This is a genomic window from Pseudomonas sp. D2002 (assembly GCF_013385735.1).
Taxonomy (GTDB): Bacteria; Pseudomonadota; Gammaproteobacteria; order Pseudomonadales; family Pseudomonadaceae; genus Aquipseudomonas.
In genome coordinates this window covers 775,612-796,367 of record NZ_JACAPL010000003.1, presented here as the reverse complement: position 1 = coordinate 796,367, position 20,756 = coordinate 775,612, and the positions used below count along the sequence as shown (strand labels likewise).

Sequence of the window (20,756 nt, the reverse complement as noted above, 5' to 3'; positions counted from 1 at the left end):
TCAGGAAGCCATGCGTCGTCTGCCAACGGTTGCCGAGCGACGACCCATACAACAGAGCAACGTCAGTAAGGGATCTACAGGTGAACTACAACAACGTATATGCCCTGCTTTTAGCATCGGGCCTGGGTGGTTTTGCGCCGCTGGTTTTGGCGGACGACACTCAAGATGTGGGTTCGGTGAACGTGGCCGGCAAACAAACCCTGGGCAACGGGCACATGATTCGCGAAGAAAGTGCCAAGGCGCGGTCGACGGTGACCAAGGAAGCCATGGACGAAATGTCGGCGACCGCCAATGCCATCGACAAGCTCAAGTACACGCCGGGCATCAACGTTTCCAGCGACGACGCGAGCGGCACCAGTGGCACCAACTTCACCATGCGCGGCATGAGCTCCGACCAGGTCGGGGTGTCTGTCGACGGCGTGCCGATCAACGATTCGGGCAACTACAGCGTCTATTCAAACCAACTGGGCGACCCGGAAAACCTCGCCGAAGTGTTTGTCACCCAAGGCTCCTCCGAGGCGGACGGCCCGCACATCGGCTCCAGCGGCGGCAACATCGGCATGATCACCATTCGGCCGACTCAAGAGTCCGGGCTGTTTGCCAAACAGATTGTCGGTGCCAATGACTTGCGCAAGACCTTCGTGCGGGTCAACACCGGTGATTTCGGTGGGCTCAAGACGTGGGTGTCGGCGTCTCACCTGGAAGGCGACAAATGGCGCGGCAAAGGCACGATGCGCAGCGACAAAGTCGAGTGGAGCAGCCTGTTCGAGGACGGTAGCGGCAACTCGACCCTGGCCACGGTGAAGTACAACAACCAGGAAAACTACAACTACAACACCCTGAGCAAGGCGCAATTCGACAATGAGGGGCGACGCAAGGACTACTCGGAAACGCCGGTTTACAAGGCAGGTTTATTGTCGTCGTCCTACAAGCTCAACCGCAATCCGTTCGAAAGCGTCAACGCCACGCTGACCCAGCGCTGGCAGTTGCAAGACAACCTGGCGCTGACGGTTACGCCGTATTACTACTGGGCCAACGGTGGCAGTTTCAGCGGGCAGACCGCGTCGAACCTGGGGCCAAAATCCGACAAGGCCGGCAACTACGACCTGAGCAACCTGCAATCGGCCAACTACTATCGCCCTTCGTGGACCGAGACCTGGCGCCCTGGCGTCACCGCCAAACTGAAGTGGGACATCAACGAAGCACACAGTCTGGACTACGGCTATTGGTATGAACGCGCACGCCAGCGTCAGACCCAACCCTTTATCGGGATCAACAGCGAAGGCGCGCCGGATGATGTGTGGGGCGACTACAACAGCGGCGGCCAAGTGGTCGACAAGAACGGCGCCACCGTCCAGGGCCGCCACTATTACACCGTCACCCCGTCGCAGAAACTCTGGGTGCAGGACAGCTGGCAAGCCACGCCGGACCTGAGTTTTGTCGGCACCCTGGCGTACCAATATGTCGAGCGTGACGGCAACAACTTGGGCAGCCTGTACGACAAGCCGGAAAAACGTAATACCCGTTACCACCAGTTCTTGCCGAGCTTCAGCGCCAAGTACCAGGTCGACGAGAGCAACCAGGCGTTCTACAACGTCACCCGCAACATGCGCACGCCACCCAACTACGTGCTGTACAACAAGGGCGATTCCGTCAGCTTGAAGTCCGAGTTGAGCTGGAACCAGGAACTCGGCTGGCGCTACAGCGAAGACGATATGGCTCTGAGCGCGACCTTGTTCTACATCAGCTTCAAGGACCGTCAGGTGTCGACCACCGACTCAGCCGGTGACTACATGGTGCTCAACGTCGGCAGCGTCGAGAACAAAGGCCTGGAGCTGGAGTGGAGTGGCCTGCTGCCGCATAACTTTAACTACTACGCTTCGTACACCTACACGAAGTCGGAGCAGCAAGACAATTTGCTCAGCAAAAACGTGTTGTTGCCCACGGCAGGCAAGCAACTGGCTAACGTGCCGGAAAACATGTTCAACCTGGTGTTCGGGTATGACGATGCGCGCTTCTACGGCAACATCGCGGGCAAATACGTCGGCAGCTTCTATGGCGATTTGACCAACAAGGAAAAGATCGAAGGCCGCACGGTGTTCGACCTGAACGCTGGTATTTACTTGCCGGTGGACAAGAAGGTCATCAAGTCAGCGGCGTTGCGGTTCTCGATGCTCAACGTGTTCGACAAGGAATACCTGAGTTCGGCGCGCACCGTGGCATTCAACTCGGCCCCTGTGAATGGCTTGGCGCCGAGCACTGCGTATTACAACGTGGGTGAAGAGCGCACGGCGATGGTGTCGTTGGAAGCCAATTTCTAACTAAGGCTGCCGCAGAGCAAAATGTGGGAAGGCTTGTGTGGGAGCTGGCTTGCCTGCGATGCAGACACCTCGGTTTTTCATCAGGACCGAGTTGAGGCTATCGCAGGCAAGCCAGCTCCCACAAAAGCCCGCTCCCACATTTGATCTGCGGTGTTTTTACACAGTGGGTTATTTCAAGGCAGCCATGATCGCATCCGGGTTGTAATCGCGAATCAACGTGCCATTCACGTCCACAAACGGAATCCCGCCGCCGCCCAGCGCCTCATAGGCCTTGCGCGCCTGGGCGTCTTTCTCGATATCCAGCGCCTGGTACGGGATGCCTTTCTGGTCCAGGAAGCGCCGGGTCTGCTTGCAGTAGCCACACCACTCGGTGGAATAGAGCACCACGCGCGCTGAGGCGCGTATTTGCTCGGACACCACCTGCGAGGGGTTGAACAGCCGCTCGATCTTGCCCCAGTTCTGGATGACCACCACGACCAGCAACACCAGCAGGACTTTCTTCAGAACCCCGCCGAGCATCAGTTACGGCGCTTGAGCTGGTCGGTCAGTTGGGTCGGCAGGCCCTTGATGATCAAGGTGCCGGCGGCTTCGTCGTATTCGATCTTGTCGCCCAACAGGTGGGCTTCAAAGCTGATGGACAAGCCTTCAGCGCGGCCGGTGAAGCGGCGGAACTGGTTAAGGGTGCGTTTGTCGGCCGGGATCTCCGGCGACAGGCCGTAGTCCTTGTTGCGGATATGGTCGTAGAACGCCTTAGGCCGATCTTCATCGATCAAGCCCGACAGTTCTTCCAGGCCCATCGGCTCGCCGAGCTTGGCCTGGCTGCTGGCGTAGTCCACCAGGGTTTTGGTTTTCTCGCGGGCGGATTCGTCCGGCAGGTCTTCGCTTTCCACGAAGTCACTGAAGGCCTTGAGCAAGGTGCGGGTCTCGCCCGGGCCGTCGACGCCTTCCTGGCAGCCGATAAAGTCGCGGAAATACTCGGAGACCTTCTTGCCGTTCTTGCCCTTGATAAAGGAGATGTACTGCTTGGACTGCTTGTTGTTCTGCCACTCGGAGACGTTGATGCGCGCCGCCAGGTGCAGTTGGCCGAGGTCCAGGTGGCGTGACGGGGTCACGTCCAGCTCGTCGGTCACGGCCACGCCTTCGCTGTGGTGGAGCAGGGCGATGGCCAGGTAGTCCGTCATGCCTTGTTGGTAGTGGGCAAACAGCACGTGGCCGCCGGTGGAGAGGTTGGACTCCTCCATCAGTTTTTGCAGGTGCTCGACCGCCGTGCGGCTGAAGGTGGTGAAATCCTGGCCACCGTCGAAATAGTCCTTCAACCAGCCGCTGAACGGGTGCGCGCCGGACTCGGCATGGAAGAAACCCCAGGCCTTGCCTTGTTTGGCGTTATAGCTCTCGTTGAGGTCGGCAAGCATGTTCTCGATGGCGGCGGACTCGGACAGCTCCGAATCGCGGGCATGCAGAACTGCAGGTGTGCCGTCGGGTTTTTTGTCGATCAGGTGAACAATGCAATGACGGATCGGCATAGGCTTCTCGGCTGGTTGAAGGGGAGCGGTTGGCCTCCCCAAAAAGTCGCCCAGTGTACCGCACCCATTGGGCATGGCACGCTTCGAAGGGCGTTTTGGCTGCTCTCCGACGGCCTATATGCCTTTTTTTCACGGTTTAGAGCGATAAAGCTGACCAAATGGGTATGTTGAGGCGGATATTTCCCCGTCTCTGTGCTAGTTTTGCCCCGTCTTACGCCAAGACTCGGCGTTAAGCGTGCATTCAGCATCTGTCAGGTCGAACCAATCCCCGTTTCAAGCATCTATAACCCCGATCTCCGTGGTTATGGCCGGGGGTGCCAGGCCATGACGGTCGGGCTCGACGGCTGACACTGCACTCTGCAATCCATATGAATTTGATAGGGAAGGAACACCACAATGGCTATTACTAAAGACCAACTGATCGCTGACCTGGCTGAAGCAGTAGACGCACCGAAAACTACCGTGCGCGCTCTGCTGGACCAACTGAGCCAAGTTGTTGCTGACCAGCTGGAAAACGGCGGCGAAATCACTCTGCCAGGCGTTGGCAAACTGAAAGTGACTGAGCGTCCAGCCCGTACTGGCCGTAACCCTTCGACTGGCGCTGCCATCGAAATCGCTGCCAAGAAAGTTATCAAGCTGGTTGTGGCCAAAGGCCTGACCGACGCTGTTAACAAGTAAGACGCAGCAAAAAAAACCGTGCTCCGGAGCAATCCGGGCACGGTTTTTTGTTGCCTGCGATTTGGGTGTGGAGCGCTGTTACTGTGGCGAGGGAGCTTGCTCCCGCTGGGCTGCGCAGCGGCCCCAAAATCTTGGGAGCGCTTCGCTCTCCAGCGGGAGCAAGCTCCCTCGCCACATCAAGTTCGCGCCTGCAGCACGGTTAGTCGCGCACCCAGCGCTGGCGCCAGATCTGCTGCTCATTCTTGGTCTGGAAGGTCCAGGCCACAAAACGGCTTTGCTTCTGGCCCTGGGACATCTCCACCACCTGGCTTTCGAGTACGCCGGCTTTTTTCAAGGCGGTCTCGATCGCGGGCAAGTTCGACGCTTTTGACACCAGGGTGCTGAACCACAACACCTTGTGGGCAAAGTGCGCACTCTCGGCGATCAACTGCGTTACAAAGCGCGCTTCACCACCTTCACACCACAACTCCGCCGATTGGCCACCGAAGTTCAGCACCGGCAACTTGCGCTTGGGGTCGGCCTTGCCCAGGGCGCGCCATTTACGCTCGCTGCCCTTGGTGGCTTCGTCCATGGACGCGTGGAATGGCGGGTTGCACATGGTCAGGTCAAAACGCTCGCCCGGCTCCAGCAGGCCCAACAGGATCTGCTTGGGGTTGGTTTGCTGGCGCAGTTGGATGACCTTGCTCAGGTCATTGGACTGCACGATGGCCTTGGCAGCCGCCACGGCGATCGGGTCGACCTCCGAGCCGAGGAAGTTCCAGCGGTACTCCATATAGCCAATCAGCGGATAGACGCAGTTGGCGCCCATGCCGATGTCCAGCACCTTGACGATGGAACCGCGCGGGATCTTGCCGTCGTTGACGCTGGCCAACAGGTCGGCGAGGAAATGCACGTAGTCCGCGCGCCCCGGCACCGGCGGGCAGAGGTAATCCTGCGGGATATCCCAATGCTGGATGCCATAGAAGGCTTTCAACAGCGCCCGGTTGAACACCCGCACCGCGTCCGGGCTGGCAAAGTCGATACTTTCCTTGCCATAAGGGTTGATGATCACGAATTTCGCCAGTTCCGGCGTGGTCTTGATCAGCGCCGGGAAGTCGTAACGGCCGGTGTGGCGGTTGCGCGGGTGCAGGGTGGCCTCTTTGCGCGGGGCGACGGGCTTGGCCGGGGTCACAGGTTTCTTGCGTGGCGGTTTGGGGGGGCTGGGCGCGGTCATGCTGGCTCTGGGGTTGGCTTAAAAATGGCGCGTATTGTCCCACATTCATGGCCGAAGAGCGGAGTATCTAACGTGTCGCGGCACACGCAGGTAGCCAATACGGAATAAAACAATAGGTTTGTATTTCTGAAAAATTAGCCTGCCTGTTATTTCTGACAGTAGATTAATCATTTAGCAACATGTTGGTTTTTTAAAGGTTCGAAAAATTTTTTATTTTTATTAAAAGGAGTTTGAAGTTATGAACAAGTATTGTGCAGTGGCTTGGGGAAACTCTGAAAAAGACGTCCAGATCTGGTGAAATAGCCCCCGCACACGAATCAAACGGTTGAGCCCGATGAAACAGATGTCCTTCGCCGCTGCCGCGTACGCCGGCAACGTAAGCAGACTCGCCGCGAGCGCTTCCTGATCGAGATGGATCAGGTGTTGCCCTGGAAGGGTTTGATTGCCTTGATCGATCCACATTATCCGAAGGGCGACGGTGGTCGTCCGGCGTATCCGTTGGTGGCCATGTTGCGGGTTCATCTGATGAAGAACTGGTTCGGTTACAGCGATCCGGCGATGGAGGAATCGCTGTATGAACGACGATCCTGCGCCAGTTTGCGGGGCTGCATCTGGATCGAATTCCTGACGAAACCACGATCCTCAACTTTCGCCGCTTGCTGGAGAAACATGAGCTGGCGGGTGGGATTTTGCAGGTTGTCAACGGTTATCTGGGTGACCGTGGATTGATGTTGCGCCATGGAGCGATAGTGGATACGACGATCATTAATGCCCCCAGCTCAACCAAGAATAAAGACAAGAAACGCGACCCCGAGATGCATCAGACCAAGAGAGGCAATCAGTACTTTTTTGGAATGAAGTCCCACATTGGCGTGAATGCGGATTCGGGCTTGGTTCATAGCGTTGTCGGTACACCTACCAACGTGGCGGACGTGACGCAAGTAATGCGAAAGCGCAAGTCAGAGCCAAGGTTGAGCATCCGTTTCGGGTGATCAAGCGCCAGTTTGGCTATACGAAAGTGCGCTTTCGTGGTCTGACGAAAAACAGTGCTCAGCAGACGACGTTGTTCGCCTCGTCGAACTTGTGCATGGTGCGAAAACGATTGTTGAATACTGGAGAGGTGCGCCTGTAATGCGGGCTAATCGCCCTGAAATAGCGCGACTTAGAGGAAAATCATGAATTAAGAAGTGGAAAGGTCTAATGTTCGACCGAATCAGCGCTTTTTGAACCTCACGCAAAGAGGGGATCAAAAAACGGTGGGTACTTCAGACCTTCCTTAGGGGGGGGCACTTTCAACTTGGTGGCGGCGTGTATCAGGTCGATGCCGGCTCCCGAGTGCATCGGGAGCGCGGTGTTAGCGAGGTCTCCATCGTGAGTAGGGGATGTTGCTTGGTTAAACTCGATTAGCCAATGAGGCGTCCATGTCCAGTACGAACATGCGCCATTTTGAATGTCTTATTCTTTTGATTTCTGCGACGCCAACGAAATCCCGAATAGGACCCCGGCAAAACGAGCCGTATATTTTTTTGTAGTTCTGCGCTTGAAGTGACGTGATCAATTCGCTGAGCGGTATCTGACCCTTAGGGCGAATAATATCGATACTATGGGCCGCTGCTAATTGTTTCATTACTTTGTCCAGGTCTTGCGGCGTTTTGAGAATATTGTTGGTTACCATGTCTTTAGGCTTGAACTCGGTCAAGATATAGTCGGGTGCTAATTTGGGGTTAAGTGAATTGTGTGCTTTGCTTATATAGTTTCCATTCAGCCTTCCCGAAAGATGCTGTAGCAATCGGCTATCATCTGTCGCAATTGACGCGCCTTTAGGTGCGAAAAAATGAAGGTCCACTCCTGATGGAAGAGCGAATCGGAACTTCTCGGCACGCGACGCTCCGTGGCTGTAAATATACGCTTTAGTAGCGTTCGGACCTCCGCTGTAAAGCTCATATGAAGCGGGTCCATTGTGAAAACCAAGACTCCGTGTCTTAACGGTCAGCGTTTCAACGCCCATCTGGCCTTTGGCTATGCTGCTGTGTTGATACGCGAGACTGGTTTCCCTGGCTGCCCCCTTTGCCCCTGCTCTTGCAGCGCGCAAAGCTAGCCCGGCGCCTGCGCCTGCTTCGAGCAGACCGGTCCCGAGTGCAGCCCAACCTAATGCTTCTGAGAGGTCAGGGTCACTTTCTCGTAGTGCCGCAGAGGCGATACCAAAGCCCGCGGACACAGTAGCTAAACCTACCGCTGCTACCGTCCACCCTATTGAAGCACCGCCGGTAAAGGGTGCCAGTGCGATACCGATTACGCCCATCCCCACAGCGGCTACAACCGGGTTTTCGATCGCTGGCGCGTGGGTAATGACAGAGTATTGGTTCAAGACCTCCGCGAACCCAGAGGGGTCACTTTTATTGACCGGGTCGTTGCTGCAATACCGATATCGATTTGATCCACCTGCACCAAACGGACTGATAGGGTCAGGAGCGTCAAAGCTTTGTTTCGCGGGATTGTAGACTCTCGCTCCGTTCCCCAGAGGATAATTACCGGTAACGCTGTCCATGGGGTGGCCGTTAAACCCAACCCACGAGCGCTGATCGATGGTATGAGGGCGATAGCCGTATGGCGTGTAAACGAAGTATGAAATTGAATTGGTCGACAGGTCGTAACTGGCAATCACCGAGCCTTTGATGTCTTTTACCTCGAAACTGCGGCTTGTTGTTGGCATGTTGCTGTCTTGGTTGATACTCTGTTGCAGCAATAAGCAGGAAGTGCTCTGGTTCATCAAAATAGAAGTGCGGTAGCTAAAAACTCCATTGCTGCTAAATACACCTTTCCGAGCGTATTGGAAGTCATCTTTATAATAATACTGGTCGTAGTGGCCCGTACCTGAGCACCCAGCGAGTCGGCCAATGTTGTCGTAATGGTAGTCGAAACGTTGTTGTGCGTCACTGTGAACGGTTAATTGACCCTGCATATTGTAAGTGAGTGGGAAGCCGTCTTTGTTTATCAAATAACCAAGGCTGTCATATTTATAAGAATGGGTTTGTTGAGTCGTACCTCTCTGAAGTGTAGTGGATTGAGGTTGGCAGGGGTCTGCAGCCCCAAATGTGTAGCTATCGATAAACGTACTGCCATTGCTTGTCACGGTACATTGAATCAGGTTGCCGGCCATGTCGTATTTGAAATCCTGTCGGTCAATCACATAGCGGTCAGGCGTGGAGGGTTTATGGGGGCCGCTGCACAGATAGGTTTCGAGTTGCCCTCTGAAATCGTAACGGTACTCTTCCTTGCGCAACAGTGATGCACCTTGCAGCATTTCCATTTCAGCGATTAAAGAGGTGGTATACGTTGTTTTTAATGTAAGGGGTGGAAAACCTGTAGCGTTGAATTGACGTTGAATTTCTTGACCGGATGCGTTGTAAGTGTACGCAGTCGTCATGGTCTTACCATGGGTTAGATCATTCAATATTTCGGATTCCAGTCTACCTAGCGGGCCATATATAAAGTCTACGGTCAGCGTTGCGCTGGCGCTGTTCAGTAGACGGCCTTGGGTGTCGTAAGTGTATTGAGTGCTGTTGCCGAACGCATCAGTTGATCGCAATAAGAGGCCTTGAATGGAGTATTCGTATCTTGCTTGAGAGGTAGTTGAATCACTACCTAGGCTAATGCCTCCGGTAATGGTTTCAGTAAGGGTACGGGTTTGCGCGTCCCAAGCATTGCTCAGCTTAATGCGAGTAGATGAGGTGATCGTTGCGCTGGGTTGAGTATCTGCTTTGCCCCAATTCCCGCTGCCGATATAGGCATAGTTCACTTTAGTGCCGCCGAGTACGGTAGCCGTCACGCGGCTCAGGCCATCTACTGTCTGGGTGCCCAGTGAAACTGTTTGGCCGCTGGATTCCAGCTTGGCAGCTGTCGCTACGGGTGCTTGAATATGGGCAGGAAAGTCATTAATCGTTGTGATACCTGCGGTTTCCAGACGGCTTACGCGACCAAAAGCGTCGTAATTACGGTGAATCGCATATGCCTCGCTTGAAGTCTCGGTGGTCAGACGACCTAGGGCGTTGTAGCGATACGTCTGTGAGCTCACGAACTTACCATTGGCATGAAGATACGACTCGTGGCGTTGTTCTCCACCGGGTTCGTCGAATACCTGTATGGTGCGCCCGCCCGTTTCACTGCCTTGTGCTACCCAGGTTGAGGTCTTGCGGTTGACCGGGTCGTACGAAAAATTCTCGGTCTCACCACTCGCGGCCCACTTGATTTCTGAGAGCTGCCCCCAGCGGTCATAGCTGAAGTTACGTGTTTGCGTGGGCAATTGCGTTTTATTGGCGGTGTAGTCGAATTGTGTCGTGGACGCCTCTCGACCTTGGGCGTCGTAAGTTATTTCGTATAACTTCAGCCATGAACCATCAGTGTGCAGCCACTCGTTTCGGATGGGCCGGCCCAACGTATCAAATACGTCTCTGCTTTGTTCTCCGAACGGGCTGGTACGCGTTACTTGAGTTTCGGTGCCAGCGTCTACGTAGGTGAAAGTGGTCGTGCCTTTGAGCTCGGGCTCGCCGGCATACACGGTTTGTTGGATTATACGGCGCTGCGCGTCGTATTCATAAAGGGTCGTATTGTCTTGGGCATCAATGTGGGCCTTAAGCAAGCCGGTGAGCGTTTGAATGACTTGAGTTCCGGTGACTGCAGGTGCAGTGCCCGCGGTCACAGAAGTGGTTGTAGTGAGTTGATTGTTGCAAAGCCCGTAGCCGATCGCAGTACTGACTACAGAGCCCGGAACGACCTTGCCGGCGGCGTCAAGGATAGATTGCGTGCTGTTCAATAACCGCCCATGGTGAGGTGAATTAACGTCAGTATTATAAGTATTCTCTTCAAGCACCATGTTGCCGTTCGCCCATGATGAGAGCCTGCCATTGGCATCCCCAACCGGGTTATAGATTGTCAATTTTTTCGAAGGTTTGAGGGTTGGACCTTTTACCAGGGCGTCTTTGACCGGCAGCCCATCGTAACTGTAGAAGGTCCACTGCAAGTCAGTCCGTTGGCCGTTGTTCAGGGTATAGACCTTTTCGGATTCGACGTGAACCTTGAAGTAATTTGGGTCGCCAGGGCAACGAATGGCCACCGGGAGGTTGAAGGTCTTTTGACCGTTACTGGTGACGTAAGGCGAAAGAACCTTTTTGCGCAGCTCACGTGTACCCCAGGTCAACCCGGCTTTACCGAACAGCAGGTATCCCCAGCCGATAGGGTTCGCGTAATCACCTATGGCCGCAATAACACTCAAAGGCGTTGTGGGAGTGTTAACTCTTTCTGTTTTGACGAGTATGTCTTCTTCCAGCATTCCCCGATAATAAGTCCACTCCGTTGTTACGCCGTTTTCTGTCTTTGAAATGATGTTGCCTAAGGTGTCCATTGTGATAACGACGACTTCCGTGCGAGCGGTCAGGTCGGGGTTGGTGTAGGTCGTGCTAGTGGTGCTTTCAATACGGTCTGGGAGGGGGTCATTAGCGGCACCCGTGAGGACCGTCCCTCCTTTTTTCACGGCTCTACTTAACTCAACGGTTTTCAATAATAAGCCATCTACCCAAGTTGTTTCTTTTGTCGGTAGGCGGTTGGTCGAAAACTGATATTCAGTTTTTTTATTGCCTATCTCCGTTACTGAGGTGATTTGGTTGCTTTTTGAAGTGGTGTAAATATATTGATTGTTTTGTATGATGGTCGCGTTGTCGTCGGTAATAAGGTGGTTGGAAACTTTGCCGTTCTGATAACTAATTGCCTCCGTGAGGCCGCTGCTGTGTTTTATTTTGCTGATAGGGCCGGTGTACTCGAACGCTGTCGTGTCTGTCCGGTTGCTCTGCCGTACTGTACTCAACAAGCCCTCGGTAAATTGAAAATCCATCGTGTAATTGTCGTTGGTTCCTGGCCATACATTGAAAGTGACCTGCATTATGCTGCCGAGCATGGTGTAACCAACGGTCAATAGGGTTCCTGACTCGTCGGATACTGACTGTAGGCGTGGGAGCGGCAGTTTTATGAGTGAGTTGGTTTTTTTAATCAAATCCCATTGGAGGTAAATTTTATGCCCAGAGGGTGAACTTATTGTAGTTGGAAGGTAATAGCCTTCATCTATTTGCGGGTTGGATGAGGGGGCTCGGAATTTGGTAAGATGTTCTTGTTTTCCACTTTTATGTGTGAATTTAAGTTGCTCGCCATCCCGGCTGATAACGACGTGGGGTAAGGCAATATCGTTTTTTGCGTCCCATGTCCAACGGGCTCCGTTCTCTAAGTAAATTTCGCCGTAATTTTTGCTCGGAAGTTTTGGTAGAAGGTCTTCGTAAAAATAAGCATGGTTAAATCGGATACTACAATTTTCGAGGTAGTGGGCGCCGCGGCCCGACGTGTGGTAAACCTTCAGATCCAAAGTCGGGCCCAACCCATTATTTCCAACTAATTCAGCTATCGGTATAAATGTGCAAAATGCGCCCGAAAAGGGGTCGACCCCATGAATATTCGGGCTACCTTCGTCAAGGACACGTTGTTTAACAGCTGTCGAATTAGCCATCTGGAAACTCCTTAAAAATTAGGCTGCCTCCTGGCTGCAAAATGATGCACGGCAGAGAGCTTTGTTTCAGAGTAATGCGGCTTTCCAGTGGGTTGATACTGTCAATGTTGACAGTTTTTTATAACTTTTCGCGCTTAATTGTCTCCATAGTTAGATCCGTTAATTTTGCGCAAAAAAAAGAGACCCGAAGGTCTCTCTTTTTATTCCAGCATTGACTTACAAGCTGGCAATCCGACTGCGTTGCTCCGCCAACTTGCCCTGAGCCTGTTCAGCTTCAGCCAACTTGGCGCGCTCCTTATCGATCACCTCCGCCGGGGCCTTGTCGACGAACGCTGCGTTGGACAGCTTGCCGCCCACGCGCTGCACTTCGCCTTGCAGGCGTGCAATTTCCTTATCGAGACGGGCCAGTTCCGCGCCCTTGTCGATCAGGCCGGCCATCGGCACCAGCACTTCCATCTCGCCAACCAGCGCGGTCGCGGACAGCGGTGCTTCGGCGTCGTCAGCCAATACCGTGATCGACTCCAGCTTCGCCAGCTTCTTGAGCAGCGCGTCGTTCTCGGTGAGGCGGCGCTGATCTTCGGCGCTGGCGTTCTTCACGAATACGGCCAGTGGCTTGCCCGGCCCGATGTTCATCTCGGCGCGGATGTTGCGCGTGCCGAGCATCAGGGTCTTGAGCCATTCGATATCGCTTTCGGCGGCCTCATCGATGCGTGCTTCGTTGGCCACTGGCCAAGGTTGCAGCATGATGGTCTTGCCTTCGATACCGGCCAGCGGCGCGAGGCGCTGCCAGATTTCTTCGGTGATGAACGGCATGAACGGGTGCGCCAGGCGCAGGGCCACTTCGAGCACGCGCACCAGGGTTCGACGGGTGCCGCGCTGGCGCTCGATCGGCGCGTTTTCGTCCCACAGCACAGGCTTGGACAGTTCCAGGTACCAGTCGCAATACTGGTTCCAGATGAACTCGTACAAGGCCTGCGCGGCCAGGTCGAAACGGAATTGATCGAGTTGGCGAGTCACTTCGGCTTCGGTGCGTTGCAGCTGCGAGATGATCCAGCGGTCAGCCAGGCTCAGCTCATAGGCTTCGCCGTTCTGGCCGCAGTCTTCGCCTTTATCCAGCACGTAGCGCGCGGCGTTCCAGATCTTGTTGCAGAAATTGCGATAGCCCTCGACGCGGCCCATGTCGAACTTGATGTCGCGACCGGTGGAGGCCAGCGAGCAGAAGGTAAAGCGCAGGGCGTCGGTGCCGTAGCTGGCGATGCCTTCGGCGAACTCGTCGCGGGTCTGCTTCTCGATCTTCTTCGCCAGTTTCGGCTGCATCAGGCCCGAGGTGCGTTTCTGCACCAGGGTTTCCAGGTCGATGCCGTCGATGATGTCCAGCGGGTCCAGGACGTTGCCTTTGGACTTGGACATCTTCTGGCCCTGGCCATCACGCACCAGGCCGTGCACGTACACGGTCTTGAACGGTACCTGCGGGGTGCCGTCCTCGTTCTTCACCAGGTGCATGGTGAGCATGATCATCCGGGCAACCCAGAAGAAAATGATGTCGAAACCGGTGACCAGCACGTCGGTGGAGTGGAATTTCTTCAGGAACTCGGTTTGCTGCGGCCAGCCCAGGGTGGAGAAGGTCCACAGGCCGGAGCTGAACCAGGTGTCCAGCACGTCGTTGTCCTGTTGCAGCGCAACGTCCGGGCCGAGGTTGTGCTTGGCGCGCACTTCGGCTTCGTCGCGTCCAACGTAGACCTTGCCCGACTCGTCGTACCAGGCCGGAATCCGGTGGCCCCACCACAGCTGACGGCTGATGCACCAGTCCTGGATGTCGCGCATCCACGAGAAGTACATGTTTTCGTACTGTTTAGGCACAAATGCGATACGGCCATCTTCCACCGCCGCAATCGCCGGTTCTGCCAACGGCTTGGTGGACACGTACCACTGGTCGGTCAGCCAAGGCTCGATCACGGTGCCGGAGCGGTCGCCCTTCGGCACTTTCAGGCCGTGGTCATCAACGCTGACCAGCAGGCCGGCGGCGTCGAAGGCGGCCACGATTTGCTTGCGCGCTTCAAAACGGTCGAGACCGGCGTATTCGGCCGGGATCTTGCCGTCGATGCTTTCGTTCAGCGTGCCGTCGAGGTTGAACACTTGGCAGGCCGGCAGCACGGCGGCGTTCTTGTCGAAGATGTTCAGCAGCGGCAGGTTATGGCGCTTGCCGACTTCATAGTCGTTGAAATCGTGGGCCGGGGTGATTTTCACGCAGCCGGTGCCGAATTCAGGGTCGCAGTAGTCGTCAGCGATAATCGGGATGCGACGACCCACCAGCGGCAGTTCGACGAACTTGCCGATCAGCGCATGGTAGCGCTCATCGTTCGGGTTAACCGCCACGGCGGCGTCGCCGAGCATGGTTTCCGGACGGGTGGTGGCAACGATCAGGTAGTCGTTGCCTTCAGCGGTCTTGGCGCCGTCGGCCAGCGGGTACTTGAGGTTCCACAGGAAACCTTTCTCGTCGTGGTTTTCCACTTCAAGGTCGGAAATCGCCGTGTGCAACTTGGTGTCCCAGTTGACCAGGCGCTTGCCGCGGTAGATCAGGCCGTCTTCGTGCAAGCGAACAAAGGCTTCTTTCACGGCTTCCGACAGGCCATCGTCCATGGTGAAGCGCTCGCGGCTCCAGTCTACGGACGAGCCCAGGCGACGGATCTGACGGCTGATGTTGCCGCCGGACTGGTCTTTCCATTCCCAGATTTTTTCCAGGAATTTCTCGCGACCCAGGTCATGACGGTTCTGGCCGGTGGCTTCAAGTTGGCGTTCCACCAGCATCTGGGTGGCGATACCCGCGTGGTCGGTGCCCGGTTGCCACAGGGTGTTGCGGCCCTGCATGCGGCGAAAACGGATCAACGCATCCATGATCGCATTGTTGAAGCCATGGCCCATGTGCAGGCTGCCAGTGACGTTCGGTGGCGGAATCATGATGGTGTAGGAATCACCCGCGCCTTGCGGAGCGAAATAATTCTCGGACTCCCAGGTCTCGTACCAGGAAGTTTCAATAGCGTGCGGCTGGTAGGTCTTATCCATGCGCGGCGGGACCCTAGTTGGCATTAATTCAGGAAAGCCGACAAGTATAACGGGGATGGCCGCGAAGGCGTAGAGCGAGTCGGTGTGGGGGAACAAATTTCACGGCGCCTGCGCTAGCAGTCACGCAGCCTGGCTATGAGGGCATCGCGATGCATGGGGTCGGGTCTGGGGGGGAATTCCCCCACGTCGCCCGTTTTGCTCATTGGCACGTGGGGGTAATTCACGTGCAGCGCTCAGTCGTACTCGCGCAGCGTACCCAGGTCGGAACGAGGGGCAGGGAGATAGAGTGCGGCTATTTTCTGCTGGCCTGCAGGCGTGATGGGAAAGCCCCAAGCAGTAAAGAAGCCCCTTAGATCTGCCGATGCGGCAATGCTGGAAAAGAGCGCCAGATTGTCGAATGCCGTGTCTCGTGCAGGGGCAAAACCGCTGGATGACCACTGCTCTCGAGCGGTTTTGTTCATGGTGGGCCAGAAGCCTTCACCAAAGCCGAGCCTCAACTGTTCCAGCGGAATAAGAAGTTCGTAAACACTGCCGTAAGAACTCATGCTCATGTTTGGGCTGTTGTATTTTGGCAGGGTGATATCCCATAAACTCTGTCCTGCGGAATTTCTATCCAATAAGGTACTTTTTTTGCCCAGTGCGCGCTCTACCGCTAAAGCGGCCAAGTTGTTGGTAACCTCGCCAAATTCGGGCGCGTGATAACTCAGCATCTGGTTCTGGTGACCCAGTTCATGGGCAAGGCCCCACGACTCCAGCGCAAGTGTCTTGGGGTCCATCAATATATAGCCAACGCCTTCTGCAAAAGCAGTGTAGAAATGAATGGCGTAGGCGAACCCGTTGCCTTGGAATTTACCATGACATATATGAAATTTCAGCGGTGCCCGAGTGTGGAGTGCAGTAGAGCCATCCAGGCCAATAAGCGCTTCCTCCGCTGAAACTATTCTCTCATAGGTCTGCATGAGTTCATTGAGGTCGATATGCTGATACGCCACTGCGCTGTCGCGAAGAATCGTCAGGATGACCCGCTCCGACACAAACTCGACTTGAGGCGATTGTACGAGTGCGCGCAACATTTCTCGGTAATGTAATAGGCTGGTTTTACCATGTTCGAAGTAAGGCACCGGGATCATGCCGCCTTGGAAGGTAATTTGCACACGGTTGTCTAGACCGGTCATATTGAAATATATCATTCCCCCGTCGGGGTCGGTGATTACGTTCTGCCCGGCGTTGAGTGAGTAGATGCGTGAATTCAGAGAGGCGCCCGGCGTCGGGTTAGTGTCGGGAGCACCAATATGCAGTTCGGGCCGTGCATTGCCATTATTGCTCAGCACTGCCAGGTTCAGGTGGAGTGCGGCCCCCGCGGGCAAATAGAAACCTGTGGGTTGGCGAGGACTGTTCGCAAACAAGTTACCCACTCGTTGAATGGCTCCCAGAGGGTCCACGGTTCCGTTGAATACAACGGGCGTCAGGTTGACGGTCATCGTGGTGGCCGTCCAGCCAGACACCTGACCCCCGCCGGCGTTGAATTCTGCAAGGGCCAGTGGCGTCGAGCCCGGGTAGAGATCCTGGCTCAGTTGCAGTAGCCAATCGCCGTTTATATCTGCCTGGGATTTACCATACAAAATGCCGCCGCCACTGATGTAAACGTAGACGATCGCGTTGGCTGCCGCTTTGCCGATGATCAATGGGCGAAGTGAAGTGACGTTGGTTGAGCTGGTAATGATAGGTGCACTGCCATTGGCAAGCGCGGTGCCGGTCGTGGGAGCTCCGTTCACGGTCATGGTGACACTCGTCCAGCCAGAAACCTGACCACCGTCGATATTGAATTCTGCGAGGGCAAGTGGCGTCGCGCCGGAATAGAGTTCCTGGCTCAGTTGCAGTTGCCAATTGCCGTTTATGTCTGCCTGGGGTTTACCATACAAAATGCCGCCGCCACTGATGTAAACGTAGACGATCGCATTGGCTGCCGCTTTGCCGGTGATCAATGGGCGAGTGGAAGTGACGTTGGTTGGGCTGGTAATGACAGGTGCACTGCCATTGGCAAGCGGGGTATTGGTCGCAAAAATATTGAGTGTGATGTAGGTGTAGTCAGAGAGCTTTTCCGTGTGGCTGTAATGGGCAAAGTTATAGGTATGCGAGCCAGGTTTCAGATCCTGACCAGGCGTAAATTTCCAGACGCCGTTAGTGTCGGCGTAGGTGTCGCCAAGGTAAGTATTGTTTTCATCAAATGCACCAATTCTTGCATTCGGAACGGAGCGGCCAATGAATTGTTGGCGCAGCGACACGACGGTACTGTTATTCGTTGGGCTAGTGATGACGGGGGGTGTGTAATTGGCCATGGATACGTTACCTAAGTGTCAATGTGATAGCCGTATCGGCCGATAGCCGCGCGGTCAGGGTGAACTGCCCGAACATGAGCGTGACCTTGCCGGGAGCCAGGTCTTGGGCAAAGGTGTAGCTCCAGTCGCCGTTGGCGTTGGCGTAGCAATCGCCGTAGTAGACGTAGGCATCGTTGTGCACACAAACCCGGCCGTTGGGCGCGGCCTTGCCGGTGAGTGTGGGGCGCAGTGTCTGGACGCTACTGTTATTGGCCGGGGTAGAAATGGTCGGCGGCGTGGTCGTGGTCATGCCCGTTGTGGCTGAGAGCGTCAGCGTGTGCGCCGTATCGGGCGATAGCCGCGCGGTCAGGGTGAACTGCCCGAACATGAGCGTGACCTTGCCGGGAGCCAGGTCTTGGGCAAAGGTGTAGCTCCAGTCGCCGTTGGCGTTGGCGTAGCAATCGCCGTAGTAGACGTAGGCATCGTTATGCACACAAACCCTGCCGTTGGGCGCGGCCTTGCCGGTGAGTGTGGGTCGCAGTGTCTGGACGCTACTGTTGTTGGCCGGGGTAGAAATGGTCGGCGGCGTGGTCGTGGTCATGCCCGTTGTGGCTGAGAGCGTCAGCGTGTGCGCGGTATCGGGCGACAGCCGCTCGGTCAGGCTGAACTGCCCGAACTTGAGCGTGACCTTGCCGGGAGCCAGATCCTGGGTAAAGGTGTAGGTCCAGTCGCCATTGGAATTGGCGTAGCAATCGCCGTAGTAGACGTTGACGGCCTCGTTGTGCACGCCAACCCTGGCGTTGGGCGCGGCCTTGCCGGTGAGTGTGGGTCGCAGTGTCTGGACGCTACTGTTGTTGGCCGGGGTAGAAATGGTCGGCGGCGTGGTCGTGGTCATGCCCGTTGTGGCTGAGAGCGTCAGCGTGTGCGCCGTATCGGGCGACAGCCGCTCGGTCAGGCTGAACTGCCCGAACTTGAGCGTGACCTTGCCGGGCGCCAGTTCCTGGGTAAAGGTGTAGGTCCAGTCGCCATTGGCGTTGGCGTAGCAATCGCCGTAATAGACGTTGACGGCCTCGTTGTGCACGCCAACCCTGGCGTTGGGCGCGGCCCTGCCGGTGACGGTGGGGCGCAGTGTCTGGACGCTGCTGTTATTGGCCGGGGTGGAAATGGTCGGCGGCGTGGTCGTGGTCATACCACTTGTGGCTGAGAGCGTCAGCGTGTGCGCCGTATCGGGCGACAGCCGCGCGGTCAGGGTGAACTGCCCGAACATGAGCGTGACCTTGCCGGGAGCCAGTTCCTGGGTAAAGGTGTAGCTCCAGTCGCCGTTGGCGTTGGCGTAGCAATCGCCGTAGTAGACGTAGGCATCGTTGTGCACACAAACCCTGCCGTTGGGCGCGGCCTTGCCGGTGAAGATGGGGCGGAGTGTCTGGACCGTGCTGTTATTGGCCGGGCTGGTGATAATGGGGGGCGTGCCATCGACCATGGCGCCGCCGGTGCCGCCGGTGCCGCTTGCCAGGCAAACCGTGAGTGTAACGTTCACCGAAGGCGATAAGGCATTGCCTCCCGCATCAGTTACCATCAAGGCGAGGTTCACCCAGTTATTGGCATCCAATACGAATTCGGTAATCGGTGTTGTTTCCCAGTTGCCATTACTGTCCGCAACAACGCTGCCATAGCGAGGGTTGCCACCCGCATGATTTATGACAACTGTGGTATTGGGCGGGGCTGTCCCTATGAGCAGTGGTTGCAGGGAGTCAACTAAAGTCATGCTAGTGAGAACTGGGGAGTTATCCGGCGGGGTACTGCCAGCTCCCCCCTGTAGAGGAGGGCGACCCACATAAAAGGGAAGATTGGGTGCATACCCTTGGCTCAGGTCGTAATAAGCCGAGATCGAGTAGGGCCCCAAAGGCAATGCTTTATCGGATATGACGAGCCAGTTGCCGTTCTCATCAACCCTTGTTCTCGCCAACACCAGGCCGGTATTCGTTTGGCATACAGTGACGGGTTGGCCTGGAGTTCCTTCGCCATAGAAAATCGGAAAAGGTAAAGGAGTCAATTCAAGGATTGGAAAGTACAGTGTGGGAACGCCCATTACCCGGATCTCCAGCAAGGAATAATCTCAGGTAAGGGTTCTCCCTTATCAACTGGGCATCTACTGTGAAAAGTAACAGTTACGACAGACGGTCATAAACGGAGTGAGCCCTTCAGGTGCTCTTGATAACCATGGCCGCGACGTTGATTGAGGCCTTTCAGGCTCAAGTTTGATATTGGTTTAATAGCCGCTCCATCCGCGCATCCAGCCGGCGCTTGATCTCGGTTTCAATATGCGGGGCAAAGTCGTCGATCACGTCTTGCATGATCAGCTGTGCGGCGGCGCGCAGTTCGTTGTCCAGGTGCAGCAGCAGGGCGTCGGGCGCCTTTTCGGTGGTAACTGGAGCAGGCGCGGCCTCTGCAACGGGGGCGGGTGCGACAGGCGCCGGTGCAGCAGGCTTGCCACCAACCATGTCGAACAACAGCGGAATCTGTACCTCGCCATCGACCGTTTCGGTCAGCAGCGGCGGTTGCAAGCCATCATCACCGAGCAACTGGCGGATCGATTCAAGGTCGTCCAGCAGGTGGTCGTCTTTTTTTATAGGGTTTGGCGTGTCCATCATGTACTCAAAGTCGTTGTAGCCGGTGATCTTGCAGAGAATAGCCCTGTTCGCGGTAGAAACGGAAACTCTCCCGCGCGGCCTGACGAATAGCCGGGTCTTCCACCACCACTTCCGCCACGCGGGCAAATGCCTTGGCAAAGGCCGGTACTTTCAGGTCGAGGTTGACCAGCAGGTCGTGGTGATCGCCGCAACTGTCGCCCAGGCCCAGTACCACCAGGCTCTCGGGCTCGGACTCGGCGGGGCCGTGAGGCACGAAGCTCTCGCCCTTGAAGCGCCACAGGCGGGCGTCGAGGTCATCACGCTGGGCGGCATCGCTGCAATGCAGGTAGATGCGGTGGCCCATGCGCCAGGCTTTTTCGGTGAGTTTGCAGGCAAAGTCCAGGCGCGCAGAGGGATCGGCGCTGGGCAATATATAGAAGTCGACTTGGGTCATTGCGGT

At 55.9% G+C, this 20,756-nt stretch carries 11 protein-coding genes and 1 pseudogene; 3 read left to right on the top strand and 9 right to left on the bottom strand.

Features of this window, described 5'->3' with window-relative positions:
• Positions 1-80: 80 nt before the first annotated feature.
• On the top strand, positions 81-2,321 hold the full coding sequence (locus HX783_RS06920) for a TonB-dependent receptor (protein ID WP_177016400.1): 2,241 nt from the start codon (positions 81-83) through the stop codon (positions 2,319-2,321).
• 168 nt (positions 2,322-2,489) lie between these two features.
• Here the strand turns inward: HX783_RS06920 and HX783_RS06915 are convergent, their stop codons facing one another.
• Together HX783_RS06915 and yejK are read right to left on the bottom strand one after the other, a co-directional pair.
• Positions 2,490-2,840, bottom strand: coding sequence for a glutaredoxin family protein (locus HX783_RS06915; RefSeq protein WP_177016399.1), 351 nt, complete (start codon positions 2,838-2,840; stop codon positions 2,490-2,492).
• Positions 2,840-3,844, bottom strand: a complete 1,005-nt coding sequence (gene yejK, locus HX783_RS06910; RefSeq protein ID WP_177016398.1) for a nucleoid-associated protein YejK — start codon at positions 3,842-3,844, stop codon at positions 2,840-2,842. Before yejK ends, HX783_RS06915 begins: the two co-directional genes overlap by 1 nt.
• Positions 3,845-4,240: 396 nt before the next feature.
• Between yejK and HX783_RS06905 the strand changes: the two genes are divergently transcribed.
• Positions 4,241-4,522 carry an HU family DNA-binding protein gene (locus tag HX783_RS06905; RefSeq protein WP_003188840.1) on the top strand — a complete coding sequence of 94 codons (282 nt, stop codon included), beginning with the start codon at positions 4,241-4,243 and terminating at the stop codon, positions 4,520-4,522.
• 199 nt (positions 4,523-4,721) lie between these two features.
• Here HX783_RS06905 and rlmF read toward each other — a convergent pair whose 3' ends face one another.
• Positions 4,722-5,735 (bottom strand): 23S rRNA (adenine(1618)-N(6))-methyltransferase RlmF, encoded by a 1,014-nt coding sequence (gene rlmF / locus HX783_RS06900; RefSeq protein ID WP_159954409.1) that lies wholly within the window; start codon positions 5,733-5,735, stop codon positions 4,722-4,724.
• A gap of 334 nt (positions 5,736-6,069) precedes the next feature.
• Here rlmF and HX783_RS06895 point away from each other — a divergent pair.
• Positions 6,070-6,867, top strand: a pseudogene (locus HX783_RS06895) (IS5 family transposase).
• 261 nt (positions 6,868-7,128) lie between these two features.
• Here the strand turns inward: HX783_RS06895 and HX783_RS06890 are convergent.
• From HX783_RS06890 to HX783_RS06865, 6 genes are all read right to left on the bottom strand, one after another.
• Positions 7,129-12,285: an RHS repeat domain-containing protein gene (locus HX783_RS06890; RefSeq protein ID WP_177016397.1), complete on the bottom strand. Its 5,157-nt coding sequence runs from the start codon at positions 12,283-12,285 to the stop codon at positions 7,129-7,131.
• A gap of 216 nt (positions 12,286-12,501) precedes the next feature.
• Complete coding sequence (locus tag HX783_RS06885; RefSeq protein WP_177016396.1) at positions 12,502-15,348, bottom strand: valine--tRNA ligase; 2,847 nt, start codon at positions 15,346-15,348, stop codon at positions 12,502-12,504.
• Positions 15,349-15,581: 233 nt separating this feature from the next.
• The gene (locus HX783_RS06880; protein WP_177016395.1) at positions 15,582-17,687 is read right to left on the bottom strand and encodes a M60 family metallopeptidase; all 2,106 of its coding nucleotides are present in this window, start codon (positions 17,685-17,687) and stop codon (positions 15,582-15,584) included.
• Positions 17,688-17,694: 7 nt separating this feature from the next.
• The gene (locus HX783_RS06875; RefSeq protein WP_177016394.1) at positions 17,695-19,275 is read right to left on the bottom strand and encodes a hypothetical protein; all 1,581 of its coding nucleotides are present in this window, start codon (positions 19,273-19,275) and stop codon (positions 17,695-17,697) included.
• A 643-nt stretch (positions 19,276-19,918) separates the two neighbouring features.
• Positions 19,919-20,314, bottom strand: coding sequence for a DNA polymerase III subunit chi (locus HX783_RS06870; protein ID WP_159954414.1), 396 nt, complete (start codon positions 20,312-20,314; stop codon positions 19,919-19,921).
• A 7-nt stretch (positions 20,315-20,321) separates the two neighbouring features.
• Positions 20,322-20,750 carry a DNA polymerase III subunit chi gene (locus tag HX783_RS06865; RefSeq protein WP_177016393.1) on the bottom strand — a complete coding sequence of 143 codons (429 nt, stop codon included), beginning with the start codon at positions 20,748-20,750 and terminating at the stop codon, positions 20,322-20,324.
• Between the last annotated feature and the right edge of the window lie 6 nt (positions 20,751-20,756).